Annotated in this window: 23 protein-coding genes; 8 read left to right on the forward strand and 15 right to left on the reverse strand. The window is 54.6% G+C overall.

Going from position 1 to position 24,402, the window contains the following annotated elements; genetic code table 11:
• The 8 genes from rffA to trxA form a co-directional block, all read right to left on the reverse strand.
• The gene (rffA, locus tag ACOTZP_RS16720) at positions 1–1,131 is read right to left on the reverse strand and encodes a dTDP-4-amino-4,6-dideoxygalactose transaminase (protein WP_271075115.1); all 1,131 of its coding nucleotides are present in this window, start codon (positions 1,129–1,131) and stop codon (positions 1–3) included.
• 4 nt (positions 1,132–1,135) lie between these two features.
• Complete coding sequence (gene rffC / locus ACOTZP_RS16725) at positions 1,136–1,813, reverse strand: dTDP-4-amino-4,6-dideoxy-D-galactose acyltransferase (protein WP_063146896.1); 678 nt, start codon at positions 1,811–1,813, stop codon at positions 1,136–1,138.
• Positions 1,810–3,072: a UDP-N-acetyl-D-mannosamine dehydrogenase gene (wecC, locus tag ACOTZP_RS16730; RefSeq protein ID WP_023299034.1), complete on the reverse strand. Its 1,263-nt coding sequence runs from the start codon at positions 3,070–3,072 to the stop codon at positions 1,810–1,812. The genes rffC and wecC overlap by 4 nt, the downstream gene beginning before the upstream one ends.
• A complete protein-coding gene (gene wecB, locus ACOTZP_RS16735; protein WP_063146895.1) occupies positions 3,069–4,199 on the reverse strand; it encodes a non-hydrolyzing UDP-N-acetylglucosamine 2-epimerase in 1,131 nt (376 codons plus the stop codon). The genes wecC and wecB overlap by 4 nt, the downstream gene beginning before the upstream one ends.
• Positions 4,200–4,255: 56 nt before the next feature.
• Positions 4,256–5,302, reverse strand: coding sequence for an ECA polysaccharide chain length modulation protein (gene wzzE / locus ACOTZP_RS16740; RefSeq protein ID WP_063146894.1), 1,047 nt, complete (start codon positions 5,300–5,302; stop codon positions 4,256–4,258).
• Between the two features lie 13 nt (positions 5,303–5,315).
• Positions 5,316–6,419, reverse strand: coding sequence for a UDP-N-acetylglucosamine--undecaprenyl-phosphate N-acetylglucosaminephosphotransferase (wecA, locus tag ACOTZP_RS16745; RefSeq protein ID WP_001050933.1), 1,104 nt, complete (start codon positions 6,417–6,419; stop codon positions 5,316–5,318).
• 242 nt (positions 6,420–6,661) lie between these two features.
• On the reverse strand, positions 6,662–7,921 hold the full coding sequence (rho, locus tag ACOTZP_RS16750; RefSeq protein WP_001054528.1) for a transcription termination factor Rho: 1,260 nt from the start codon (positions 7,919–7,921) through the stop codon (positions 6,662–6,664).
• A gap of 341 nt (positions 7,922–8,262) precedes the next feature.
• Positions 8,263–8,592: a thioredoxin TrxA gene (trxA, locus tag ACOTZP_RS16755; RefSeq protein WP_006812392.1), complete on the reverse strand. Its 330-nt coding sequence runs from the start codon at positions 8,590–8,592 to the stop codon at positions 8,263–8,265.
• Positions 8,593–8,736: 144 nt separating this feature from the next.
• On the opposite strand from trxA, the gene rhlB reads away from it, so the two are divergent.
• Together rhlB and gppA are read left to right on the forward strand one after the other, a co-directional pair.
• Entirely contained in the window at positions 8,737–10,005 is a 1,269-nt protein-coding gene (gene rhlB, locus ACOTZP_RS16760) for an ATP-dependent RNA helicase RhlB (protein WP_022646644.1), read from the forward strand.
• A 6-nt stretch (positions 10,006–10,011) separates the two neighbouring features.
• Positions 10,012–11,496, forward strand: coding sequence for a guanosine-5'-triphosphate,3'-diphosphate diphosphatase (gene gppA / locus ACOTZP_RS16765; RefSeq protein WP_063200598.1), 1,485 nt, complete (start codon positions 10,012–10,014; stop codon positions 11,494–11,496).
• Positions 11,497–11,548: 52 nt separating this feature from the next.
• Here the strand turns inward: gppA and rep are convergent, their stop codons facing one another.
• Positions 11,549–13,573: a DNA helicase Rep gene (gene rep, locus ACOTZP_RS16770; RefSeq protein ID WP_022646642.1), complete on the reverse strand. Its 2,025-nt coding sequence runs from the start codon at positions 13,571–13,573 to the stop codon at positions 11,549–11,551.
• Positions 13,574–13,658: 85 nt separating this feature from the next.
• On the opposite strand from rep, the gene ppiC reads away from it, so the two are divergent.
• Positions 13,659–13,940 (forward strand): peptidylprolyl isomerase PpiC, encoded by a 282-nt coding sequence (gene ppiC / locus ACOTZP_RS16775; RefSeq protein ID WP_271075114.1) that lies wholly within the window; start codon positions 13,659–13,661, stop codon positions 13,938–13,940.
• 54 nt (positions 13,941–13,994) lie between these two features.
• On the opposite strand, the gene cysE is transcribed toward ppiC, so the two are convergent.
• From cysE to ACOTZP_RS16800, 5 genes are all read right to left on the reverse strand, one after another.
• Complete coding sequence (cysE, locus tag ACOTZP_RS16780; RefSeq protein ID WP_022646641.1) at positions 13,995–14,816, reverse strand: serine O-acetyltransferase; 822 nt, start codon at positions 14,814–14,816, stop codon at positions 13,995–13,997.
• Between the two features lie 75 nt (positions 14,817–14,891).
• Positions 14,892–15,911, reverse strand: a complete 1,020-nt coding sequence (gene gpsA, locus ACOTZP_RS16785; RefSeq protein WP_006812398.1) for an NAD(P)H-dependent glycerol-3-phosphate dehydrogenase — start codon at positions 15,909–15,911, stop codon at positions 14,892–14,894.
• A complete protein-coding gene (gene secB, locus ACOTZP_RS16790) occupies positions 15,911–16,378 on the reverse strand; it encodes a protein-export chaperone SecB (protein WP_003860835.1) in 468 nt (155 codons plus the stop codon). The genes gpsA and secB overlap by 1 nt, the downstream gene beginning before the upstream one ends.
• 31 nt (positions 16,379–16,409) lie before the next feature.
• A complete protein-coding gene (gene grxC, locus ACOTZP_RS16795) occupies positions 16,410–16,661 on the reverse strand; it encodes a glutaredoxin 3 (RefSeq protein ID WP_003860837.1) in 252 nt (83 codons plus the stop codon).
• A gap of 11 nt (positions 16,662–16,672) precedes the next feature.
• Positions 16,673–17,104: a rhodanese-like domain-containing protein gene (locus ACOTZP_RS16800; protein WP_003860840.1), complete on the reverse strand. Its 432-nt coding sequence runs from the start codon at positions 17,102–17,104 to the stop codon at positions 16,673–16,675.
• Between the two features lie 248 nt (positions 17,105–17,352).
• On the opposite strand from ACOTZP_RS16800, the gene gpmM reads away from it, so the two are divergent.
• From gpmM to ACOTZP_RS16815, 3 genes are read left to right on the forward strand one after another with little or no spacing between them, the layout of a single operon-like run.
• The gene (gene gpmM, locus ACOTZP_RS16805) at positions 17,353–18,897 is read left to right on the forward strand and encodes a 2,3-bisphosphoglycerate-independent phosphoglycerate mutase (RefSeq protein WP_017383605.1); all 1,545 of its coding nucleotides are present in this window, start codon (positions 17,353–17,355) and stop codon (positions 18,895–18,897) included.
• 33 nt (positions 18,898–18,930) lie between these two features.
• On the forward strand, positions 18,931–20,190 hold the full coding sequence (gene envC / locus ACOTZP_RS16810) for a murein hydrolase activator EnvC (protein WP_230259580.1): 1,260 nt from the start codon (positions 18,931–18,933) through the stop codon (positions 20,188–20,190).
• 3 nt (positions 20,191–20,193) lie between these two features.
• Positions 20,194–21,126 carry a divergent polysaccharide deacetylase family protein gene (locus ACOTZP_RS16815; protein WP_180243289.1) on the forward strand — a complete coding sequence of 311 codons (933 nt, stop codon included), beginning with the start codon at positions 20,194–20,196 and terminating at the stop codon, positions 21,124–21,126.
• An 11-nt stretch (positions 21,127–21,137) separates the two neighbouring features.
• Here the strand turns inward: ACOTZP_RS16815 and ACOTZP_RS16820 are convergent, their stop codons facing one another.
• Positions 21,138–21,938 carry a glycosyltransferase family 2 protein gene (locus ACOTZP_RS16820; protein WP_271075113.1) on the reverse strand — a complete coding sequence of 267 codons (801 nt, stop codon included), beginning with the start codon at positions 21,936–21,938 and terminating at the stop codon, positions 21,138–21,140.
• A 206-nt stretch (positions 21,939–22,144) separates the two neighbouring features.
• Between ACOTZP_RS16820 and ACOTZP_RS16825 the strand changes: the two genes are divergently transcribed.
• Positions 22,145–23,350, forward strand: a complete 1,206-nt coding sequence (locus ACOTZP_RS16825; protein WP_022646636.1) for a glycosyltransferase — start codon at positions 22,145–22,147, stop codon at positions 23,348–23,350.
• Between the two features lie 15 nt (positions 23,351–23,365).
• Positions 23,366–24,280 carry a hypothetical protein gene (locus tag ACOTZP_RS16830; protein ID WP_023305215.1) on the forward strand — a complete coding sequence of 305 codons (915 nt, stop codon included), beginning with the start codon at positions 23,366–23,368 and terminating at the stop codon, positions 24,278–24,280.
• Positions 24,281–24,402: the final 122 nt, after the last annotated feature.

Raw genomic sequence — 24,402 nt, forward strand, 5'->3', positions numbered from 1 at the left:
TCAGGCGAAATAACTCAGAAGCGAATTGATCACCGTACGCTGGTTCACCGGCGCGAGGTTGTAGAACAGGGGCAGGCGGAGCAGACGTTCGCTCTCTTTGGTGGTGTAGCGGTCTTCACCGGCAAACATCCCGAAGGCTTCGCCAGCCGGGCTGGAGTGCAGCGGAATATAGTGGAATACCGCCATAATTTCCGCCTCTTTCAGCCAGGCAATCAGCTTGCTGCGATCGTCGTTATCGCGCAGCTTGATATAGAACATGTGGGCGTTGTGGATGCAGTCTGCCGGAATGGTCGGCAGTTCAATACGTCCGGCTTTAGCCAGCGGCTCCAGCGCGTCGTAGTAGGTTTGCCACAGGGAGAGGCGTTGCAGATTGATTCGCTCTGCCGCTTCCAGCTGCGCCCAGAGATACGCGGCCTGCAAGTCCGCCATCAGGTAGCTTGAGCCGATATCGCGCCAGGTGTATTTATCCACCTGACCGCGGAAGAACTGGCTGCGGTTGGTCCCTTTTTCACGGATCACTTCCGCACGCTCCACAAGGGCACGATCGTTAATCAGCGTCGCGCCGCCTTCGCCGCCTGCGGTGTAGTTTTTGGTTTCGTGGAAGCTAAAGCAGCCGATATGACCGATGGTTCCCAGCGCGCGACCTTTGTAGGTGGACATCACGCCCTGCGCGGCGTCTTCCACCACGAACAGGTTGTGCTTTTTGGCGGTGGCCATGATAGTGTCCATTTCACAGGCCACGCCCGCGTAATGCACCGGAACAATCGCCCGCGTTTTGTCGGTGATCGCCGCTTCAATCAGCGTTTCGTCGATGTTCATGGTATCCGGACGGATATCCACAAACACGATTTTCGCCCCGCGCAGGACAAACGCGTTCGCCGTGGAGACGAAGGTGTAGCTCGGCATGATCACTTCATCGCCGGGCTGAATATCCAGCAGCAGCGCGGCCATTTCGAGCGATGCGGTGCAGGACGGCGTCAGCAGCACCTTGGCACTGTGAAAACGTTGCTCCATCCACTGCTGGCAGCGACGGGTAAAACCACCGTCGCCACAGAGCTTGCCGCTGCCCATAGCCGACTGCATGTAATCAAGTTCAGTGCCCACAACGGGAGGCGCGTTAAATGGAATCATCTTGTCACCTGTATAACCAGTAGGCGGTGGCGTCGATGCTGGCACCACTCGCAATATAACGTTTAAGCGCAGCGGTGTTGCCCATCTGGGTTGCGACCCGCAGCGTCGATACCTGTTGTTGCTCCGCCCAGTGCAGCGCCGCCTGCATGAGTTTTTCGCCCATGCCGCGCCCGGCTAACAAACCGATGCGCGCCTCTTGCTCGTTGAGCCTGCGAAGCGAAACAAAACCCTGAATCTGCCCACCGGCAGTACGGAACACCAGACAGACGTGGTCAAACGTGCCTTTAACCGCATTCTCTATCCACCGGGCATAAAAGCGGCCGCTGTCATCGGGCGCATACCAGGGCGCCCGGAAACGGCTTTGAGCGAAAGCCAGCGCCGCCATCTTGCGCAGCGCGGGGATATCCTGCTCCGTTGCAATTTCCGCGCCCGGTGAGCCGTGGCGGGCCACGGTAACAGAGAGATCAACCTCGCCCTCGACCAGCCGGAATCCGTGCTGCTGGAGCACGTCCAGCAGATCGGCGCGGTCCGCCGGGATCTTAGCCTGTACGCGCTGCCAGGCGCTGAAGTCTGCGTCCTGCAACGCAGGAGCGTTATCGCGCAGACGCACTATCGCTGAGGGGAGCGAAAAAAATACGCTTTCCCACTCAAGGGACTCCAGCACGCCGTTGAGAGTAATCAACGCCAAACGCCCTTAGTATCAACAATATACTGCTGACGCACGGCATCAGCGGAGACCGCTTTAAACGCATTGTGATCCACCAGCAGCACCAGCACATCCGCCGTCGCCAGCGCGTCATCCAGTGCGGTAAGGGTGCAGTGACCGGCAAGTTTTGCCGGCAACGCATGAATATTCGGCTCAACCACCAGCGTTTCACCGCTGTGCCAGGCTGCGATCGTTTCGGCAATTTCCATTGCCGGGCTTTCGCGAAGATCGTCAATATTCGGTTTGAATGCCAGACCAAAGCAGGCAATTTTCAGCTCACTGGCACGTTTACCGCTGTCGGCGAGGCAATCCGCCACCGTGGCTTTCACCTGGTTGATAACCCAGTGCGGTTTGTGGTCGTTTACTTCGCGCGCGGTGCGAATCAGGCGTGCCTGTTCCGGATTCTGCGCCACGATAAACCACGGATCGACAGCGATACAGTGCCCACCCACACCCGGCCCCGGCTGAAGGATGTTCACGCGTGGGTGACGATTGGCAAGGCGAACAAGTTCCCAGACGTTAATCCCCTGATCGGCGCAAATCAACGACAGTTCATTCGCAAATGCAATGTTAACATCGCGGAAGCTGTTTTCGGTCAGTTTGCACATCTCGGCGGTGCGGGAGTTGGTCACCACGCATTCGCCTTCAAGGAAGATCTTATACAGCTCGCTGGCGCGCGCGGAGCAGACTGGGGTCATGCCGCCAATCACGCGGTCATTTTTAATCAGTTCCACCATCACCTGGCCTGGCAGTACGCGCTCAGGGCAGTAGGCGATGTTGATATCGGCCTGGTCGCCCGCCTGCTGGGGGAAGCTGAGATCGGGACGCGCCTCGGCCAGCCACTGTGCCATCTGCTCGGTTGCCCCAACAGGTGAAGTGGACTCAAGGATAACCAACGCTCCTTTCTTCAGCACAGGCGCAATGGATTTTGCCGCCGCCTCGACATAAACCATGTCAGGCTCGTGATCGCCTTTAAAGGGCGTAGGCACCGCAATCAGGTACGCATCGGCTTCTACCGGCGTGGTGCTGGCGCGCAGGAAGCCACCGTCCACCGCCTTTTTCACCACACGATCGAGATCGGGCTCCACGATATGAATTTCGCCACGGTTGATGGTTTCTACCGCGTGCGCGTTGATATCTACGCCAATAACCTGCTTTTGACGAGAGGCAAAGGCCGCCGCAGTAGGCAGCCCGATATAGCCGAGACCAACAACAGAGATGGTAGTAAAACTCATAGCGTTACCCGATTGTGTTTAAGTGCGTGCAAAATACGTCCACAAGCCTGCCCGTCCCCGTACGGGTTATGGGCACGGCTCATCGCCTGATACTCTTCTTCGTCATGCAGTAAGCGCGTGACCTCTTCGACAATGCGACGCGGATCCGTTCCCACCAGACGCACGGTACCGGCAGTGACCGCTTCCGGACGTTCAGTGGTTTCGCGCATCACCAGTACCGGCTTACCGAGGGAAGGCGCCTCTTCCTGAATGCCGCCAGAATCGGTCAGGATCAGCCAGGCGTGGTTCATCAGCCAGACAAATGGCAGATAGTCCTGCGGCTCTATCAGGAGCACGTTTTCCACGTGGCCCAGGATACGGTTGACCGGTTCGCTGACGTTAGGGTTAAGGTGCACCGGATAGACAATCTGCACATCCTCATTCTGCGCGGCGATTTCAGCCAGCGCGTGGCAGATTTGCTCAAAGCCACGGCCAAAACTTTCGCGGCGGTGTCCCGTCACCAGAATCGTTTTCTTGCCGTTGTTCAGGAACGGATAGTGCGCAGCGAGTTCTGCCTGAAGCTCGCTGTTAGCCAGCACGCGGTCACGCACCCAAATCAGCGCATCAATGACCGTATTGCCGGTAACGAAGATTTTGCTGTCGCTGATATTTTCGCGCAGCAGGTTCTGACGTGAGTTCTCGGTTGGCGCAAAATGGTACATCGCCAGGTGACCGGTGAGCGTACGGTTGGCCTCTTCCGGCCACGGGGAATAAAGATTGCCGGTACGCAGTCCCGCTTCGACATGGCCAACAGGGATACGCTGATAGAACGCGGCCAGGCTGGTCGCCACGGTGGTGGTGGTGTCGCCGTGCACCAGCACTACATCCGGCTTGAACGACTCCAGAATAGGCTTTAATTCTTGCAGAATACGGCAGGTGATTTCCGTCAGTCCCTGTCCCGGTTTCATTATATTGAGATCGTAATCCGGGACGATAGAAAAGAGGGTTAAGACCTGATCGAGCATCTCACGGTGCTGGGCAGTCACGCACACTTTCGCTTCAATATCAGGATCTCTGGCCAGCGCATGAACCAGAGGCGCCATCTTGATGGCCTCCGGCCTGGTGCCAAATACGGTTAGTACTTTCACATCGATTCTCTTCGATTAGACGATGAAGGCCGCAGCCTTCATCGTAGACGGCGTTCTTAGTTTGTGCGGCGACGCAATAACGCTACGCCAGCGCCAGTCAGTGCGCCCACAATCCCCCACATGATCATCAGGAATGCGCGACGCGGACTATCGCGTTTTACAGGCTCTTCAGGCGTTCTTAAATAACGATAGGTCTGAAAACGCGGGTCCAGCGTTGGACCGACGTTGAGCGTATTGAGCATGGCGCGGTTTTGGTCGTAATCAAGGTCAAAGTCAGGGCCAACGGCCTGGATATTTTCCAGACGTGCCTGAAGCATTGGGCGACCAAGAAGGAACATTTCTGAATCAGGGAGTTCGTCAGCCGGAACATCCGTTTCGCTACGGGAAATATTGTGCTGTTCCGCAATCTTCAGCGCCTGCTCAAGATTATGCACGCGACGGGCGAAGATGGCCTTAGCGACCTCTTCCTGACGTTTGACCTGCGCTTTCATCTGGATAGTTCGCGCAGCCCAGGCGCCTTTCAGCTCGTCATTCAGATGACTGGCCGCACGCTGGCTGGCAAAAGCAACGTACTGACGCAACAGGTTATTGGCGTCAGGCGCCGTTTCCGCAATCAGCTTCACGCTGTCGCTAACGTTACGGAGCACATCGCCAGGCATAAACTGAATGTTGTTGATTAAATCATCCAGCAGCGCGGCATCCGCTTTGCTGTTACCGACCATACGCTGCTTGTAGTAGTCTGTCTGGGACCAGAAATCGCGACGTGTATCCCACGACGCCAGCTGCATCACAAACTCTTTGTAGGACTCATCCATCACCGAGGCCTGATCCGGGGTCGCCAGATTGGCCTTGATATCAAGATTACGCAGGAATTGCTGCTGGGAGTAGTAGCCTCCAAGCATATTCACCGTTGGTCGGTCTGTGATCGCCGTGGCGCTCCACTCTTGTTTCGCAAAGAAGGTGTAGGCAAGCGCTAACAGCGCGAACCCCAGGCCAATCCCCACAATCCACAGTTTGCCCTGCCATAACACTCGAAACAAACCACGAATATCCAGCTCGTTCTCAGTGCCCACTGATTTCGCTCCCGCCAACGGTTGAGTCATCATAGTCCCGGTTTTACTTAGTTAATGTTGTGTTTTTGCCACTGTTCCGACGCATCCTGCGTTTTAAACGTTTAATAAAACGCGCGACTTTCCATGCACGCTTGATGCAGTAACCGTACATGAAAAATGCTAGCAAGAATAATACCAACATTACCCATTCAGGAATGAAATGAGCATATTCCGCGGCAACGCCAATCGCAGCCAGAATAGCAGCCGCAAGCGTAATCAACACAAATGCCTGACGAGACGTGAAGCCGGCGCGCATAATCAGGTGGTGAATATGCTGCCGATCGGGAGAAAACGGGCTCATCCCTTTACGCAGACGGCGGTACATAATAGCGACCATGTCCATCAGCGGGATGGCGATAATCCAGAGGGCCGTTACCGGGCTGATAGGGTGCGTTTTACCCTGCGTGGTTTCCAGCAGGACCCAGATAACCGTAAAGCCAATCAGGGTACTGCCCGCATCGCCCATAAAGACTTTATAGCGACGCCCTAACACACCCAGGTTCAGGCAGATGTATGGCAGGATGGCGGCAATCATAGCAAAGCACCACATTGACAGGCTGTACTGGCCGTCAAACCATAAGATGATGCCGATCGCGCCAAACGAAACAGAGGACAGCCCACCAAGCAGACCGTCTATACCGTCAACCATGTTAAAGGCGTTGATAGCCGCCCACACGGCAAACAGCGTCAGGAAGAAGCCGAATGGCCCAAGCACCAGCTCCCAGGGACCAAACACGTAGCCCAGGCTTCTGAGATAAAGGCCGCCTACCACCATCATAATGATGCCAATGGCCGCCTGTACCGTCGCGCGGAACTTCACGCTGATATCAAAACGATCATCAAGGGCGCCGACCAGTACCAGCACACCGGCACATGCCAGATAGAGTGCGGCATGGGGGATATAATAATCCGCGATCCCGAATGTGAAACAGATGCCTGCGTATACCGAAATGCCGCCCACCAGCGGAATAAGCCCCTGATGACGTTTACGGAAGTTCGGTTTGTCCACTAACCCAATTCTTTTTGCTACCTTGCGCGCAATGAACAAAAAACAGGTTGTGAATAAAAAAATACTGATCAGCTCAGTTACTGCAGTGAGTAGATTCACAATGGATTGCTCTCAACAAATGTTAGTCCCGGAAGTATAACCATGAAGCCTCTGCCTCAGAAGGATTAAAGATGGCTTCTCACAACACCCTTTGTATGTTTTTCAATCAATTATTTCTTTGACTGTGCAAACATTCTTATTGTCGCACCGACAGGTCAAAATTGGGAGTGTGTGGTAATAGCGTATAGTCCATAAATAAAAAACGCCACGTAAAAACGTGGCGTTTACTGGGATTATTTGCGTTACGAGCGTTTCATCATGTCGAAGAAATCGTCGTTCGTTTTGGTCATCGCCAGTTTATTGATGAGGAATTCCATTGCGTCGATTTCGCCCATTGGATGGATGATTTTGCGCAGGATCCACATTTTCTGAAGCTCTTCCTGAGTGGTAAGCAGCTCTTCTTTACGGGTACCGGAACGGTTGTAGTCGATCGCCGGGAAGACGCGTTTTTCTGCGATTTTACGAGAAAGGTGCAGTTCCATGTTGCCTGTACCTTTGAACTCTTCGTAGATAACTTCGTCCATTTTGGAGCCGGTATCGATCAGCGCCGTCGCGATAATGGTCAGGCTACCGCCCTCTTCCACGTTACGCGCCGCACCGAAGAAACGCTTCGGACGATGCAGGGCGTTGGCATCCACACCACCGGTCAGTACTTTACCGGAAGCCGGCACCACGGTGTTGTAGGCACGCGCCAGACGGGTAATGGAGTCGAGCAGGATGATCACGTCTTTCTTGTGCTCAACCAGGCGTTTCGCCTTCTCGATGACCATTTCCGCAACCTGAACGTGGCGAGAAGCAGGCTCGTCGAAGGTAGACGCAACCACTTCCCCTTTCACCAGACGCTGCATCTCGGTTACTTCTTCCGGACGTTCGTCAATCAGCAGCACCATCAGCACACAGTCTGGATGGTTGTAAGCAATGCTCTGCGCGATGTTTTGCAGCAGCATGGTTTTACCGGCTTTTGGCGGCGCCACAATCAGACCACGCTGGCCACGACCAATTGGCGATGCCAGATCCAGCACACGAGCGGTTAAGTCTTCAGTAGACCCGTTACCACGCTCCATGCGCAGGCGAGAGTTCGCGTGCAGCGGCGTTAAGTTCTCGAACAGGATCTTATTGCGGGAGTTTTCCGGTTTGTCGTAGTTAACTTCGTTAACCTTCAACAGCGCAAAGTAGCGTTCACCCTCTTTTGGAGGACGAATCTTACCTGAAATGGTGTCACCAGTGCGGAGGTTGAAACGGCGGATTTGGCTAGGGGATACGTAGATGTCGTCAGGGCCGGCGAGGTAGGAGCTGTCTGCAGAGCGGAGGAAACCAAATCCGTCTTGCAGTATCTCCAGCACACCGTCGCCAAAGATATCTTCGCCACTCTTAGCGTGTTGCTTCAGGATGGCGAAAATGATGTCCTGCTTGCGCATACGAGCCTGGTTTTCCAGTCCCATATTTTCGCCGAGAGTGATCAGCTCAGAAACCGGCGTATTCTTTAATTCGGTAAGATTCATAATGGTGTGGGTTCTTAAACTCGGGGTGATTCTCGAACTTAATGTTGTGAATGGTATGGCAGGGTCATCCATGCCTGTTTAGCGGCCATCACCTCATGTCTGTTCGCTGTCTGGTCACAGGGAAAGAACGCAGAACTGAAACGACAAGACGGATTGAGTGACAAGCCCGGAATCTAGCAACTTCACGCACTGTTTAAGTTAACAACGGGAAGTATCGGGTAAAACAAGATTCAAACAACAAGATATGTTTAAAACGTAGTCATAGCTAACTTAGCACGACTAAAGCCGGGCGTCCAGAGCTCACCATTAATTAGGCGCTCTGGACGCTCAGCGGAGAAACCTTACGCCAGGTTAGCGTCCAGGAACTCTTTCAGTTGACCTTTGGACAGTGCGCCCACTTTGGTCGCCGCCACGTCACCGTTCTTGAACAGCAGCAGGGTCGGGATGCCACGGATACCGTATTTTGGCGCGGTGCCCGGGTTCTGGTCGATGTTCAGCTTGGCAACGGTCAGTTTGCCCTGATATTCGTCAGCGATTTCATCCAGAATCGGAGCGATCATTTTGCAAGGACCACACCATTCAGCCCAGAAATCAACGAGGATCAGCCCGTCAGCTTTAAGTACGTCCGTGTCAAAACTGTCGTCAGTCAGGTGAATAATTTTATCGCTCATATATAACTCCACAGGAATAAGCCTGGTACGTTGGTTTTGTCTCCACCAACGACGTGTTGATGTCGCATTAACCAACTAAAGGTTGACTTTATTTCACCGGATACGCTTTCGTAAAGCAATAGTAAGCTGATATTCTACCACACTATGAGCAAAACACATTTAACAGAACAGAAGTTTTCCGACTTCGCCCTGCACCCAAAGGTGATCGAAGCCCTTGAAACTAAAGGGTTTCATAACTGCACGCCCATTCAGGCTCTCGCCCTGCCGCTGACGCTGGCCGGTCGTGATGTTGCAGGGCAGGCGCAAACCGGTACTGGCAAAACGATGGCGTTTTTAACGTCAACGTTTCATTATTTACTTTCTCACCCAGCGATTGCAGACCGCAAAGTTAACCAGCCGCGCGCGCTAATTATGGCCCCGACGCGAGAACTGGCGGTACAGATCCACGCAGACGCTGAGCCCCTGGCGCAAGCCACTGGCCTGAAACTTGGCCTGGCCTATGGCGGCGACGGCTACGATAAACAGCTGAAAGTGCTGGAAAGCGGCGTGGATATCCTGATTGGGACCACCGGCCGTCTTATCGACTACGCCAAACAGAACCATATCAACCTCGGCGCAATCCAGGTCGTGGTGCTGGATGAAGCAGACCGCATGTACGATCTGGGCTTCATTAAAGACATCCGCTGGCTGTTCCGCCGTATGCCTGCGGCAAACCAGCGTCTGAACATGCTGTTCTCCGCAACCCTGTCATACCGCGTACGTGAACTCGCATTCGAGCAGATGAACAATGCGGAATATGTGGAAGTAGAACCGGAACAGAAAACCGGGCACCGCATTAAAGAAGAGCTCTTCTATCCTTCTAATGAAGAGAAAATGCGCCTGCTGCAAACCCTGATCGAAGAAGAGTGGCCGGATCGCGCGATCATCTTTGCGAACACTAAACACCGCTGTGAAGATATCTGGGGCCACCTGGCGGCAGATGGTCACCGTGTGGGCCTGCTGACCGGCGACGTGGCGCAGAAAAAACGCCTGCGCATTCTCGACGAATTTACTCGTGGCGACCTTGATATTCTGGTCGCGACCGACGTGGCGGCCCGTGGCCTGCACATTCCAGCCGTGACGCACGTCTTTAACTATGACCTGCCAGATGACTGTGAAGACTATGTACACCGTATCGGTCGTACCGGTCGTGCCGGCGCAAGCGGTCACTCCATCAGCCTTGCATGTGAAGAGTATGCGCTGAACCTTCCGGCCATTGAGACCTATATCGGTCACTCTATTCCACAGAGTAAATACAATCCGGACGCGCTGATGAGCGAACTGCCGCCACCTAAGCGCCTTACCCGTCCACGTACCGGTAATGGCCCGCGTCGTTCCGGCGGTGCGCCGCGTAATCGTCGTCGTTCAGGTTAAAAAATGATGCTCAGTTCCACCTCGCTCTATGCGGCAATTGATCTCGGTTCGAATAGTTTTCATATGCTGGTTGTACGCGAGGTGGCGGGAAGCATACAGACGCTGACGCGCATCAAGCGCAAGGTCCGCCTGGCGGCGGGCCTGAGCAGCGATAATCACCTCTCTCCCGAAGCCATGGAACGTGGCTGGCAGTGTCTGCGCCTCTTTGCAGAGCGTCTGCAGGACATACCGCATGCCCAAATCCGCGTTGTCGCGACCGCGACGCTCCGTCTGGCGGTTAATGCCGTCGATTTTATTGCCAAAGCGCAGGAAATTCTCGGCTGCCCGGTGCAAGTCATCAGCGGTGAAGAAGAAGCGCGTCTGATATATCAGGGCGTGGCGCACACTACCGGGGGCGACGATCGCCGTCTGGTGGTGGATATTGGCGGAGCGAGTACTGAACTGGTGACCGGCACAGGTGCCCAGGCGACCTCGCTGTTCAGTCTGTCGATGGGCTGCGTAACCTGGCTTGAGCGCTACTTTACTGACCGCAATCTCGCGCAAGAAAACTTCGACGAGGCTGAAAATGCCGCGCGTGAAGTGCTGCGTCCGGTCATGGACGAACTGCGCTACCACGGCTGGAAAGTGTGTGTTGGGGCGTCAGGAACTGTACAGGCGTTGCAGGAAATCATGATGGCGCAGGGGATGGATGAGCGGATCACGCTTGCTAAACTCCAGCAGCTTAAACAGCGCGCCATTCAATGTGGTCGTCTGGAAGAGCTGGAAATTGAAGGGCTGACGCTCGAACGTGCGCTGGTCTTCCCCAGCGGGCTAGCCATTCTCATCGCCATTTTCACCGAGCTAAACATCCAGTGCATGACCCTGGCAGGCGGCGCACTGCGCGAAGGTCTGGTCTATGGGATGCTGCATCTTTCGGTGGACCAGGACATTCGAAGCCGTACGCTACGTAACGTCCAGCGCCGCTTTATTGTGGATACCGATCAGGCGCAGCGAGTGGGCCAACTGGCATCGCTCTTTGCGGATCAGGTTAAATCACGTTGGGATATCGAACCGTTAAGCCGCGATTTGCTGCTAAGTGCGTGTGCGTTGCATGAAATTGGGCTTAGCGTTGAGTACAAGCAAGCGCCGCTACACGCAGCCTGGCTGGTGCGTAATCTCGATTTGCCGGGCTACACTCCCGCGCAGAAAAAATTGCTCGCGACCCTGCTGCTGAATCAAACCAACGCCGTTGACCTCTCTTCACTCCATCAGCAAAACGCTGTACCGCCGCGCGTGGCCGAACATCTCTGCCGCTTACTTCGTCTGGCGATTCTGTTTGCCAGCCGGCGTCGCGACGATCTCCTCCCGGCCATTACGCTGGTGGCAGACGATGAAAAACTGACGCTGACGCTGCCGGAAAATTGGCTAGAAGATCATCCGCTTGGAGCAGAGTTGATCGAGCAGGAGTGCCAGTGGCAGAGCTATGTGCACTGGGCGCTTGATGTGAAGTGACCCTTTGAAGCGTGCCGGGGGGCGGCTTCGCCTTACCCGGCCTACAAAATTGTTATCCCTTCTCTTTGGCTTTTGCCAGCATCGCGCGAATGTTTGCCACGTTTGCCTGCCCTTTATGCATCCGCTCTTCAGCGGTAATAGCTTTACGCTCCTGCTCCCAGATAAGATCGTCCTGAGGCAACTCCAGCAGGAAACGGCTCGGCTCCGGGCGCACCAGCTCACCATACTGACGGCGCTCTTTGCAGAGCGTAAACGTCAGCTCTTTCTGCGCACGGGTGATCCCCACGTAGGCCAGACGGCGCTCTTCGTCGACGTTATCTTCATCAATGCTGCTCTGGTGCGGCAATAGGCCCTCTTCCATCCCCACCAGATAGACATAAGGGAACTCCAGCCCTTTCGAGGCATGCAACGTCATCAACTGGACCTGATCGGCTTCTTCTTCACTCTCGCCGCGCTCCATCATATCGCGCAGCGTGAAGCGGGTGACCACCTGCGTCAGGGTCATCGGCTCGTCAATCTCAGATCCTTCAAGCATTTCGGTCATCCAGCTGAAGAGCTGGTTAACGTTTTTCATGCGCATTTCTGCCGCTTTCGGGCTGGCGGAGGTTTCATACAACCAGGATTCGTAATCAATGCCGTGGATCAGATCGCGTACTGCCGCCACGGGCTCGCGCTCTGCCAGACGCTGCACCTCACCCAGCCAGTGGGTAAAGCGGGTTAAGGCGTCATAGCCGCGCCCGGTCAGGGTCTGGCTCAGCCCCATATCGAAGCTGGCGGTGAACAGACTTTTGTTGCGGGTCATCGCCCATTCACCCAGCTTTTGCAGCGTCGCAGAGCCAATCTCGCGCTTCGGCGTATTTACAATGCGCAGGAAAGCGCTGTCGTCATCCGGGTTGGTCAGCACGCGCAGATAGGCCAGCAGATCCTTGATTTCCGGACGCGAAAAGAACGACGTACCGCCGGAGATTTTGTAGGGGATGCGGTTCTGCATCAGCATCTTTTCAAAGACGCGCGACTGGTGGTTTCCGCGATAGAGGATCGCGTAATCCTTGTATTCAGTTTTGTTGACGAAGTGATGGGCAATCAGCTCGCCGGTTACGCGCTCCGCTTCGTGCTCTTCGTTATTGGCGCTAAGGACTTTCAGCTCGGTCCCGTAACCCAGTTCAGAGAACAGGCGCTTCTCAAAGACGTGCGGGTTGTTGGCAATCAGGATGTTCGCCGCCTTCAGGATACGCCCGGAAGAACGGTAGTTCTGCTCCAGTTTAATCACCTGCAACGCCGGGAAGTCTTTGCTCAGCAGCACCAGGTTTTGCGGACGTGCGCCACGCCATGAGTAAATCGACTGATCGTCATCGCCTACAACGGTAAAACGCGCGCGCTGTCCTACCAGCAGCTTCACCAGCTCGTACTGGCTGGTGTTGGTATCCTGGTATTCATCCACCAGCAGGTAACGAATTTTGTTCTGCCAGCGCTCGCGCACCTCTTCATTCCGCTGAAGCAGCAGCGTCGGCAGCAGGATCAGATCGTCGAAATCCAGTACGTTGCAGGCTTTCATATGCGCGTCGTACAGGCCATAGCAGTGGGCAAAGATGCGGTCACGCTCGCCTTTGGCACTTGCCGCAGCCTGGGCCGGCGTCATCAGATCGTTTTTCCAGTTCGAGATCGTCGAGATCAGCTGTTGCAACAGCACTTTGTCATCTTCGATCAGCCCTTCCGTCAGCTCTTTGAGCAGCGCCACCTGGTCGGTGTCATCAAAGAGCGAAAAGTTGGACTTCATTCCCAGCGCCGCGTATTCGCGCTTGATGATATCCAGACCCAGCGTGTGGAAGGTGGAGATCATCAGCCCGCGCGCCTCTTTACGGCCCAGCGTCTGGCCGACGCGCTCTTTCATCTCACGCGCCGCTTTGTTGGTAAAGGTGACCGCCGCGATATGGCGCGCCTGGTATCCACAACCCCGAATTAAGTGGGCGATTTTGTTGGTGATCACGCGTGTTTTACCGGATCCCGCTCCCGCCAGCACCAGGCAGGGTCCGGTGACGAATTCGACAGCTTGTTGTTGTCCGGGGTTTAAACGCATAAATGATCACTCAATGAAAGTCGGGAGAGGAGGAAAAACGCGTGGTAGTATACCGATCGTAAACTCGTTGACTCAAGGCACGATCATGGCAAAAACAGCAGCAGCACTGCATATCCTTGTTAAAGAAGAAAAACTGGCACAGGATCTGCTCGAACAGATTAAAAACGGCGCCGACTTCGGCAAACTGGCGAAGAAACACTCGATTTGCCCGTCAGGCAAACGCGGTGGTGGCTTAGGCGAGTTCCGCCAGGGCCAGATGGTTCCGGCGTTTGATAAAGTGGTCTTCTCCTGCCCGGTGCTGGAGCCAACCGGCCCACTGCATACGCAGTTCGGCTATCACATTATCAAAGTGTTATACCGCAACTAATCAAAAGCCCGGTGCATTAACTCACCGGGCTTTTTTATTTGAGTGTTCCAGCGTTCAGATACCGTCGCCGTATTCGAAGGTGTGGTGAATACCGTTAAAGTGCTGATCCATATCCATCGACGGTTTATCGCTGTCTGGCTTACCGACGATGCGCGCCGGGACGCCAGCGGCGGTGGTGTGCGGCGGTACAGGCTGGAGCACAACCGATCCCGCGCCAATCTTTGCGCCGCGTCCGACTTCAATATTGCCAAGGATTTTAGCACCCGCGCCGATCATCACCCCTTCACGAATTTTCGGATGGCGATCGCCGCTGGTTTTACCTGTACCGCCCAGCGTAACGGATTGCAGAATCGACACGTCATCTTCGATCACCGCCGTTTCACCGACAACAATGCCGGTGGCGTGATCGAGCATGATCCCGCGGCCAATTTTCGCCGCCGGGTGAATATCGACCTGGAAGGTCACGGAAACCTGGTTTTGCAGGAAGATGGCCAGCGCGCGGCGTCCCTCATTCCATAACCAGTGGCCGATGCGGTACGCCTGTAAGGCGTGGAAGCCTTTGAGATACAGCAGCGGCGTGGAGTATTTATCCACCGCCGGGTCACGCGTGCGCACGGCCTGAATATCGCATGCGGCAGAAGCAATCATTTCCGGATCGGCAGCGTAGGCCTCTTCCACCACCTCGCGAATAGCGATAGCAGGCATGATAGGGGAAGCCAGTTTATTGGCGAGCATGTAGCTCAGGGCGCTGCCGAGATTTTCGTGCTTGAGTAGCGTCGCGTGATAAAAACTGGCCAGCATGGGCTCACAGTCGGCCAACGCTCGGGCTTCGGCTTTAATATTATTCCAGACGATATCCAGTTCTTCACACGGCATTGCTTGCTCCAGACGATAGTTAATGACCAGCCAGTTCTGCGCTGGCTGGGTCATTCAGGTGACGATACTTCCCGGCTAATTGCTGCTGCGCTCGTCCTTGCGCGCACGACCTAATAAGGTCAATGCTGCCTCGCGCGCATTTTTTCCGCAATACAATACCTGATAAATTTCCTCGGTTATTGGCATTTCGACACCGAAACGATGCGCCAATTCGCGAACTTCTTTGGTATTGCGATAGCCTTCAACCACCTGACCAATCTTCTCCTGCGCGCTTTTGACATCGCTACCCTGTCCGAGCATCATGCCAAAGCGGCGGTTACGCGACTGGTTGTCGGTGCAGGTCAACACCAGATCGCCCAGCCCAGCCATTCCCATAAAGGTGGCCGGATCGGCGCCCAGCGCTTCTCCCAGGCGTGACATTTCAGTCAGGCCACGGGTGATCAGCGCCGTACGCGCATTCGCGCCGAAGCCGATGCCGTCAGACATCCCGGCCCCGATGGCAATGACGTTCTTCACCGCGCCGCCCAGCTGTACGCCGATAAAATCAGGGTTGCTGTACACGCGGAAGCTTTTGCCGCAGTGCAGCAGTTGCTGAAGATCGTCGGAAAATGCCTGGTCGGTGGACGCCAGCGAGATCGCCGTCGGCAAGCCCGCAGCCAGCTCTTTGGCGAATGTCGGCCCGGAGATCACCGCCAGCGGGATCGCTGTTCCCAGCGCTTCGCGGGCAACGTCCTGTAACAGACGTCCGGTTTCCGCTTCCAGCCCCTTCGTCGCCCACACAATACGCGCATCCGCACGCATCAGCGGCTTAATCTGACGCAGGACTTCGCCAAACACATGGCTTGGCACCACAATCAAAATATTGCGGCTGGCCGCCAGCGCGGTCGCGAGGTCGCTTTCCAGATACAGTGAGTCAGGGAACGGAACGTCCGGGAGAAACGCCACGTTGCAGCGGTCGTGTTGCAACGTCGCGATATGTTTTGGATCGTGGCCCCACAGGACCACGTCGTGACCATTTCTTGCCAGTGTGATGGCAAGAGCGGTGCCGTAAGAGCCGGCACCGATCACAGTCATTGACGCATTAACAGTGCTCATCAGGCATCCTGATGTTGTTCGGCACCTTCGCCAGCCTGCTGCTGTAGATAGTTCATAAACAGCGCATCAAAGTTGACTGGCGCAAGGTTCAGTTGCGGGAATGTACCGCGAGAAACCAGGCTGGTGATGCATTCACGCGCATACGGGAACAGGATGTTCGGGCAGTATGCACCCAGGCAATGCGCCATCTGGTTACCTTCGATGCCGCCGATAGAGAAGATACCGCCCTGCTGGACTTCGCACAGGAATGCAGTTTCTTCGCCCAGGGAGGCGGTCACGGTGACACGCAGTACGACTTCATACACGTCATCCGCCAGTTGGGTGGATGCGGTATCCAGATCAAGTTTAACCTCTGGCTGCCAGTCTTTCTGGAAAACGTGCGGCGCATTTGGCGCTTCGAAAGAGACATCCTTGGTGTAGATGCGCTGGATCTGGAAAGTCATCTCGGTGTTGTTTTGTTCTGACATGGAAAAACCCTTTTTAATTGTCCTAAAGTCTCTAGCTCAGCAGCGGATCGAGTCCACCGCGGGCGTCGAGCGCATACAAGTCATCACAGCCGCCAATGTGCTGCGCATCAATAAAAATCTGTGGAACCGTTGTGCGACCACTGCGTTGGATCATCTCTTCGCGTTTAATCGCGTCACCATCAATCGGCAGTTCCTTAAACGTTACGCCTTTGCTGGACAGCAGCGCTTTCGCTCGGTGGCAGAACGGGCACGTTGCTTTGGTGTAGATCTCAATATTGGCCATCACTTAACTCCTTATTTACCGCGCACTAAAGGAAGATTCTCCCCGCTCCAGCCGGAGATGCCTTCTTTCAGCACCGTTACGTTTTCAAAGCCTGCTTTATGCAGTGCGTTGGCAGATTCCTGCGCCTGCATGCCAGTGCCGTCAACAACAATAATCGGCTGGGCTTTATGCTTCTCCAGCTCACCAATGTTGTTCGCTTTAATTTCCGCTGGCAGCAGGTTGATAGCACCTGCAATATGGCCCTTGCGGAAATCGTCGCGCTGACGCAGATCGACAACCACGGCGTCCTCTTTGTTGATCAGACGTGTCGCTTCACCGCGGGTGATCACCTTAATTTTAGACGTCAGTCCCTTAAATGTGGTGAACAGTACAGCGACCAGCAGGCCAATCCACGCGATGCTCAGAACCGGGTGGCGGCTAACGAATTGCATAATTTCTTGCATGGGGGGTAACAACTCCCGACTAAGTGATTAAAAAAACCAGGACAGGAGTATACCTGTGCGCTGTGGCAAATACAGCCAGCGACATAAAGCTAATCTATTTTCTGCGGCATGCCACGTAAAAAAAGCCTCAAAATGGCCTGAGAACAGCCTTGCCCCCGCGCTTTCTTTGATCTTCTGCGGCTATTTTATCGATTCAGCTGTAGTAAAATTACGCAAATTTTTTGTCTCTTGAGCATGAGGTTGTCGCAATGTCGGTTTCTAAAAAACCTATGGTACTGGTGATTCTGGATGGCTATGGCTACCGTGAAGATCAACAGGATAACGCCATTTTCAACGCCAAAACCCCGGTTATGGATGCGCTATGGGCAAAACGTCCCCACACCCTGATTGATGCGTCTGGTCTGGAAGTCGGCCTGCCGGATCGTCAGATGGGCAACTCTGAAGTGGGTCACGTTAACCTGGGCGCAGGCCGTATCGTTTATCAGGACCTGACGCGCCTGGACGTTGAAATCAAAGAACGTACATTCTTTGCCAACCCAACGCTCACCGGAGCAGTTGATAAAGCCGTTGCCGCAGGCAAGGCCGTTCATATTATGGGCCTGCTCTCTGCGGGCGGCGTTCACAGCCACGAAGATCACATCATGGCGATGGTAGAGCTGGCCGCTGAGCGCGGTGCGGAAAAAATCTATCTGCACGCCTTCCTGGATGGTCGCGATACGCCGCCACGCAGCGCAAAAGGTTCTCTGAAAGCCTTTGAAGATAAATTTGCCGCACTGGGCAAAGGCCGCGTGGCATCCATCGTTGGCCGTTACTATGCCATGGACCGCGACAACCGCTGGGACCGCGTTGAGCAAGCCTATGATCTGCTGACCCTGGCAAAAGGCGAGTTCCAGTTCCCGACCGCCGTTGAAGGCCTGGAAGCGGCTTACGCGCGTGATGAAAACGACGAATTTGTGAAGGCAACCGTGATCCGCGCTGAAGGCCAGGCCGATGCCGCTATGGAAGATGGCGATGCGCTGATCTTCATGAACTTCCGTGCTGACCGCGCGCGCGAAATCACCCGCGCCTTCGTCAACAGCGATTTCGACGGTTTCGCCCGTAAGAAAGTGGCGAAGATCGATTTCATCCAGTTGACCGAGTATGCAGCGGATATCAAAGCCCCATGCGCGTATCCACCCGCTTCCCTGGAAAATACCTTCGGCGAGTGGATGGCGAAAAACGATAAAACGCAGCTGCGCATCTCCGAAACTGAGAAGTATGCGCACGTGACCTTCTTCTTTAACGGCGGCGTAGAAGAGCCGTTTAAAGGCGAAGACCGCATCCTGATTAACTCGCCGAAAGTCGCCACTTACGATCTCCAGCCAGAAATGAGCTCTGCGGAGCTGACCGAAAAACTGGTGGCCGCGATCGAAAGCGGTAAATACGACACCATCATCTGTAACTATCCGAATGGCGACATGGTGGGCCACACCGGCGTGATGGAAGCTGCCGTTAAAGCGGTTGAAGCGCTGGACCACTGCGTTGAGCAGGTCGCGAAAGCGGTTGAATCCGTGGGCGGCCAGCTGCTGATCACCGCTGACCACGGTAACGCAGAACAGATGCGTGACCCGGCAACCGGTCAGGCGCATACCGCCCATACCAACCTGCCTGTTCCACTGATTTATGTAGGTGATAAGTCAGTGAAAGCAGTGGAAGGCGGCAAGCTTTCCGACATCGCGCCAACCATGTTGTCGCTGATGGGTATGGAAATCCCTGAAGAGATGACTGGCAAGCCGCTGTTCATCGTGGAATAATCGCTCCCCATGAGGGGAAAGGCGATTTTTTCAATCACATGGGTCGTGAAGCCGTTTCGGTTATCAGTCAGACCTCTGCTTTGCGCCAGCGCACTCAGCGCTGGCGTATTGCTGTGCGCCGCATCTGCCCACGCGGATGACCGCGACCAGCTCAAATCCATTCAGGCCGATATCGCCGCCAAAGAGCGTGTGGTACGCCAGCAGCAGCAGCAGCGCTCTGCCCTGCTTGCCCAGCTTAAAAAGCAGGAAGAGGCTATTTCCGCCGCCGCGCGTAAGCTGCGTGAAACACAAAACACCCTTGCCCAGCTTAATAAGCAAATCGATGAAATGAACGCATCGATTGCGAAACTGGAGCGTCAGCGCGATGCCCAGGAGCGGAACCTTGCTGCACAGCTTGATGCCGCTTTCCGCCAGGGTGAGCACACAGGCCTTCAGTTGATCCTCAGCGGTGAAGAGAGCCAGCGCGGTCAGCGTTTACAGGCCTATTTCGGCTATCTCAACCAGGCTCGTCAGGAGACCATTGCGCAGCTGAAACAGACGCGCGAAGAAGTCACCACGCAAAAAGCCGAGCTGGAAGAGAAGCAGAGCCAGCAGCAAACGCTGCTCTACGATCAGCAGGCGCAGCAGGAGAAGCTTGAGCAGGCGCGCAATGAGCGTAAGAAGACGCTCGCCGGGCTGGAGTCCTCTATCCAGGCAGGACAAAGCCAGCTGAGCGAAATGCGCGCCAACGAATCCAGACTGCGTAACAGCATTGCCCGGGCAGAAGCCGCGGCCAAAGCGCGAGCCGAAAAAGAAGCGCGCGAAGCGCAGGCGGTGCGTAATAAGCAGCAGGAAGCCTCCCGGAAAGGCACCACCTACAAACCGACTGAAAATGAACGTTCCCTGATGTCGCGTACCGGCGGCCTCGGCTCCCCGCGTGGTCAGGCTTACTGGCCCGTTCGCGGTACGATCCTGCATCGCTATGGCGAACAGTTGCAGGGTGAGCTACGTTGGAAGGGGATCGTTATCGGTGCGTCTGAAGGTAGCGAAGTTAAAGCCATCGCCGATGGCCGCGTGATCCTGGCCGACTGGCTACAGGGTTACGGGCTCGTGGTGGTGGTCGAGCACGGTAAAGGCGACATGAGTCTTTACGGCTACAACCAGAGCGCGCTGGTCAGCGTTGGCACTCAGGTGCGCGCGGGTCAACCCATTGCCCTTGTGGGCAGCAGTGGCGGTCAGGGCCGCCCGTCACTCTATTTCGAAATTCGTCGTCAGGGTCAGGCGGTCAATCCACAGCCGTGGTTGGGAAGATAAGTTTTGCTTCAATTTCGTCGAATTGTTTTTTCCGTCGTCAGCGCACTGGCGCTGGCTGCACCGGTTTATGCAGGCAAACTCGCGATTGTGATTGATGACTTCGGTTATCGACCACACTATGAAAATCAGGTGCTGGCGATGCCGTCAGCCATCTCTGTCGCCGTCCTGCCGAATGCACCTCACGCGCAGGAAATGGCGACCAAAGCGCACAATGGCGGCCATCAGGTTCTCATCCATCTGCCGATGGCCCCTCTCAGCAAGCAGCCGCTGGAAAAAGATACCCTGCGTCCGGACATGAGCAGCGACGAGATCGATCGCATCATCCGCGATGCGTACAATAAAGTGCCGTATGCCGTGGGTCTGAATAACCATATGGGCAGCGCGATGACCTCCAGTCTGTACGGTATGCTGAAAGTGATGCAGGCCCTGGAGCGTTACAATCTCTATTTCCTCGACAGCATGACCATCGGCAATAGCCAGGCGATGCGTGCCGCTCAGGGGACGGGTGTAAAAGTCATCAAGCGCAAAGTCTTCCTGGACGACTCCCAGAACGAAGCGGATATCCGCGTGCAGTTCAACCGCGCGGTACAGCTGGCGCGCCGTAACGGTTCGGCGATTGCCATTGGGCATCCGCATCCGTCTACCGTTCGCGTTTTGCAGCAAATGTTGCCGGGCTTACCCGCCGATATCACGCTGGTGCGTCCGAGCGATCTGCTCAATGAACCTCAGGTGGATACTTCCCGTCCGGGTAGCGCGCAACCACCCACAACGCAGCCGCGTAATCCATTCCGCGGCGTGAAGAACTGCTCGCTGAAACAGCCGCCTGAACCGGTCTATGCAACCCGCTTCTTCACGGTGATTGGCGAAAGCATCAGCAGCAGTACGCTGGTTAAATACGTCCAGCAACAGTGGCAGGGTTGGGGAAAAAAAGCCTGATCGGCTAACGCCTATTCTGCCAGATAAGAGTCCGACTGCTCTTTTGCAACGGACTCTTTCTTTTCTCGATCCTGATACCAGGCCTTGAAATACTTCAAAAAACTGTACGCCGTGGCATAAAACCCTGTCACCACACCCACTTTGCCCTGACGCCACGCACCGCTAAACAGATACCATTTGAAAAATGCGCCGATAGCGCTGATCGCGCCGCGACCAAGAGAGGGACGTATCGTCTGATATTGAACCAGGCGAGTGGTATATCCGTTTAATTTATTGAAAAGTTCATGCAGTGAATAAAACGTATCATGTCTGACATAGCCAGGAATACGTTCAGAACGGAGAAAACCTTCAACCTGATCGTCTACTGGCCGGTTATTAAATCGTGACTGCGTACGGTTAAAAAGACGCACCGGATAATCCGGAGATGAGACTGGATAAATCGTTCGGACATTCTCTCCCAGAACAAACCAGTGACGACATATCCGCCACGCCATATCCGGTTCGGGTTCATCGCCCATTTTTAATTTTAAAATAGCACCAACGGTTTCTTGATCGAGTATTTCGTCACTGTCCATGCACAGCACCCAGTCGTTGTGCGCATGGGATATGGCATGGTTCATCTGCTCGCCGTGCCAGCTGTATTTTTTGAATATGGGCGACAATCCATAACTCTGGCAAATATATATCGTTGCGTCTGTACTGCCGGAATCAACTACAACGAATTCATCTGCTATTTTTAAAAGAGGAGGAATAACATCGTGCAATGTTCTTTCGGAGTTAAACGTTAATAAGCAAACCGTTATTTTAAACATATTCTCACTCTCTCAAAAACAACATAAAATTTTTGTGCTAATACTATCGAATTGAGAAGAGGCGATTAAAGTCTTAAATCGCACTTTTAAAATAAGCGCGTTTAAAACCTTTCCTTATAAAAAGACAAAGAAATACAAAAAATCTATTTTATTTCAGTAAATTCTTTATAATGCGGTCAGATGAAGGGTAGCATACGGATTCAGACATGCCGCAAAAACGTAAAATCCTCCTCCTGGACACAGGCAAAGAATGGGGGGGAGGTACCAACAGTATGCTTGAGCTTCTGAAGCGAATCAACCGCGACAAATTCGACATTACCTGTTGTTTTTACAGTGATTATAGTCGTGCTGAAGGTCAAACGATAGGCCAGGTGCTCAACAGCATTGGGATCCCATTACTCGTTATCCCTCAACGTAAGCAACCGGCATGGGCAAAACTCCTGAAAGAAGCGGGACGTGGTCTGCTGTTTTTCTCGCGTTCGGCGCGCAAAGCATTTACGCGGCATATTGATACCCTGTGGCGTATCCGGCCCAACGTCAGCAAGATCGAGACCATTTTCAGGGAAGGTGGATTCGATACGCTGTATATGAACAACCAGCCAGGCTCTAATGAAGAAGGGTATCTGGCGGGCGCAAACCTGCGTGCACGGATAATCCAGCACTGCCGGATTGAACCAGTGCTGACCCCGCCGCTGGTGAAGCTGGTGAATGCCCATGCCACAAAAATCATTGCCGTCTCGCACGGCGTTGAACGCGTGCTACTTCAGCATGGCGTCCGGCCAGAGCTGTGTACCACGGTCAACAATGCCATCGACATCCATCAGCCTTTGCCGGACCGATGCGCGATGCGCCAGCGACTGAATATTGAAGACGATACGTTTGTATTCGGCAGCATTGGCTCGTTAATCCCTCGTAAGGCCAACCACCACACGCTGGAGGCGCTGGCACAGTTCAGCCAGAGACACCCGCAGGCAAAATGGAAAATGGTGCTGGTCGGTGAAGGGGCTGAACGCGGCGCGCTGGCTGCACAAGCTGATGCATCAGGTATTGCTGAGCACGTCATTTTTACCGGTTTCCAGAACACGCCTTTTGACTATCTCGCCACTTTTGACGCGTTCATTCTGGCCTCGCAGAGCGAAGGCTTGCCCCGCGTCGTGCTGGAAGCAATGCTGCTCAACATCCCCGTGATTGGTTCAAAAGTGACCGGCACGGCAGAATTGATCGACCATGAGTCGACCGGGCTGCTGTTCCCCTGGAGCGACGTGTCGCAACTTGCTCAACATCTGGATAATATCTGGCAGGATCCTGCTCTGCGCGCCCGGCTCGCCGCAGCCGCGCACCAGAATGTCTGCAACATGTATGCCATTGAAAGCTATGTTAACGGTGTCGAGGCCGTTCTTGGCGCGCAATAACCAAACGAGAAGAACATGTTTAAATTCCTGAATGCTCGCTACCGCCACATTACCGGGCGTCATAACATTCCTTACGCTTCCCTTCCGGTCACGCGCGATCTCGTTGCGGTTGATTCCATTGTGATCCCGTGTACGGGCGCGGATTTCGTCGAAGAGGCGTTATTGTCAGCGACCTTTGCAGAGCGTTATGCCTCTGACGTCAGCGAGATTGTTATCGTCAGCGATCAGCCTGAATCCGCTTTCGGCGAACTGCCGCCAAAAACCCGCGTTGTTACCCTCACGCTTCCAAAACGTGAAGAAGGTTACCGCTATAAGCAGATCTACCTCAGTCGTCTGGTGAAGCTTAACGCTCCGTTGCAGGCGCGCGGTGAAGGTGTGCTGATGATCGACTCCGATCTCAACCTGCTTAAAATGCCAGAGATCAACATGGCGGATATGCACATCTACTCCAGCTTCCGTCAGGGCAAAATGATTGCCAAGCTGGACGGTGCGCCAGCGGAGAAAGTGCCGGCGTATTACAAAGAAACGGTGCGCCCGTATCTGGTCGATCATGTTAACGGCGCGTTTCTTGCCGCCACCAAAAAGACCTGGCGCCGTATCTGCCCGCTGTGGCTGACGCTGTTCCAGGATACCTGGGAGCTGATGGACGATACGCAGCCGCCGACCGATCAGCTGCCGCTCGCTGCGCTGCTGGACATGCTGGATGTCAAAACGGTTAACCTGGGCGACTGGATGAACTGGCCGGTCTCCAAGAAGATCGGCGGACAGGAAGCCGTTGTGCCGAAAGAGGTGATTGGCGCGCACGGCGGTTTCCCGCTTTCCGAATGGCAGAAGTATCTGGAATCACCGGATAATAAGCTGCTGTTCAAAGGTCAGGATTACACCCGCAAGGTGCGTTACCTGACGGACGAAGAGAAAAAGAATCAGTAAAAAAGGGGCCTCAGGCCTAATGCCGATCGTTTAAGGATCGGTTGACCGATCCAGCGGCTGGTGTAAAAAGGGTTCTGTGTTCATCATGGAGCCCTTTTTAAATGGAACTGTCCCAGGCCCTC

It is taken from the genome of Enterobacter cloacae complex sp. SYL001 (assembly GCF_049237025.1).
In the GTDB taxonomy this organism is placed as follows: Bacteria; Pseudomonadota; Gammaproteobacteria; order Enterobacterales; family Enterobacteriaceae; genus Enterobacter; species Enterobacter intestinihominis.

Bases quoted from the DNA above. Each gene is read 5' to 3' on its own strand.
- rffA (WP_271075115.1), bottom strand. From the start codon at position 1,131: ATGATTCCATTTAACGCGCCTCCCGTTGTGGGCACTGAACTTGATTAC.
- wecC (WP_023299034.1), bottom strand. From the start codon at position 3,072: ATGAGTTTTACTACCATCTCTGTTGTTGGTCTCGGCTATATCGGGCTG.
- wzzE (WP_063146894.1), bottom strand. From the start codon at position 5,302: ATGACTCAACCGTTGGCGGGAGCGAAATCAGTGGGCACTGAGAACGAG.
- rho (WP_001054528.1), bottom strand. From the start codon at position 7,921: ATGAATCTTACCGAATTAAAGAATACGCCGGTTTCTGAGCTGATCACT.
- trxA (WP_006812392.1), bottom strand. From the start codon at position 8,592: ATGAGCGATAAAATTATTCACCTGACTGACGACAGTTTTGACACGGAC.
- rhlB (WP_022646644.1), top strand. From the start codon at position 8,737: ATGAGCAAAACACATTTAACAGAACAGAAGTTTTCCGACTTCGCCCTG.
- gppA (WP_063200598.1), top strand. From the start codon at position 10,012: ATGCTCAGTTCCACCTCGCTCTATGCGGCAATTGATCTCGGTTCGAAT.
- rep (WP_022646642.1), bottom strand. From the start codon at position 13,573: ATGCGTTTAAACCCCGGACAACAACAAGCTGTCGAATTCGTCACCGGA.
- ppiC (WP_271075114.1), top strand. From the start codon at position 13,659: ATGGCAAAAACAGCAGCAGCACTGCATATCCTTGTTAAAGAAGAAAAA.
- cysE (WP_022646641.1), bottom strand. From the start codon at position 14,816: ATGCCGTGTGAAGAACTGGATATCGTCTGGAATAATATTAAAGCCGAA.
- gpsA (WP_006812398.1), bottom strand. From the start codon at position 15,911: ATGAGCACTGTTAATGCGTCAATGACTGTGATCGGTGCCGGCTCTTAC.
- secB (WP_003860835.1), bottom strand. From the start codon at position 16,378: ATGTCAGAACAAAACAACACCGAGATGACTTTCCAGATCCAGCGCATC.
- grxC (WP_003860837.1), bottom strand. From the start codon at position 16,661: ATGGCCAATATTGAGATCTACACCAAAGCAACGTGCCCGTTCTGCCAC.
- ACOTZP_RS16800 (WP_003860840.1), bottom strand. From the start codon at position 17,104: ATGCAAGAAATTATGCAATTCGTTAGCCGCCACCCGGTTCTGAGCATC.
- gpmM (WP_017383605.1), top strand. From the start codon at position 17,353: ATGTCGGTTTCTAAAAAACCTATGGTACTGGTGATTCTGGATGGCTAT.
- ACOTZP_RS16820 (WP_271075113.1), bottom strand. From the start codon at position 21,938: ATGTTTAAAATAACGGTTTGCTTATTAACGTTTAACTCCGAAAGAACA.
- ACOTZP_RS16825 (WP_022646636.1), top strand. From the start codon at position 22,145: ATGCCGCAAAAACGTAAAATCCTCCTCCTGGACACAGGCAAAGAATGG.
- ACOTZP_RS16830 (WP_023305215.1), top strand. From the start codon at position 23,366: ATGTTTAAATTCCTGAATGCTCGCTACCGCCACATTACCGGGCGTCAT.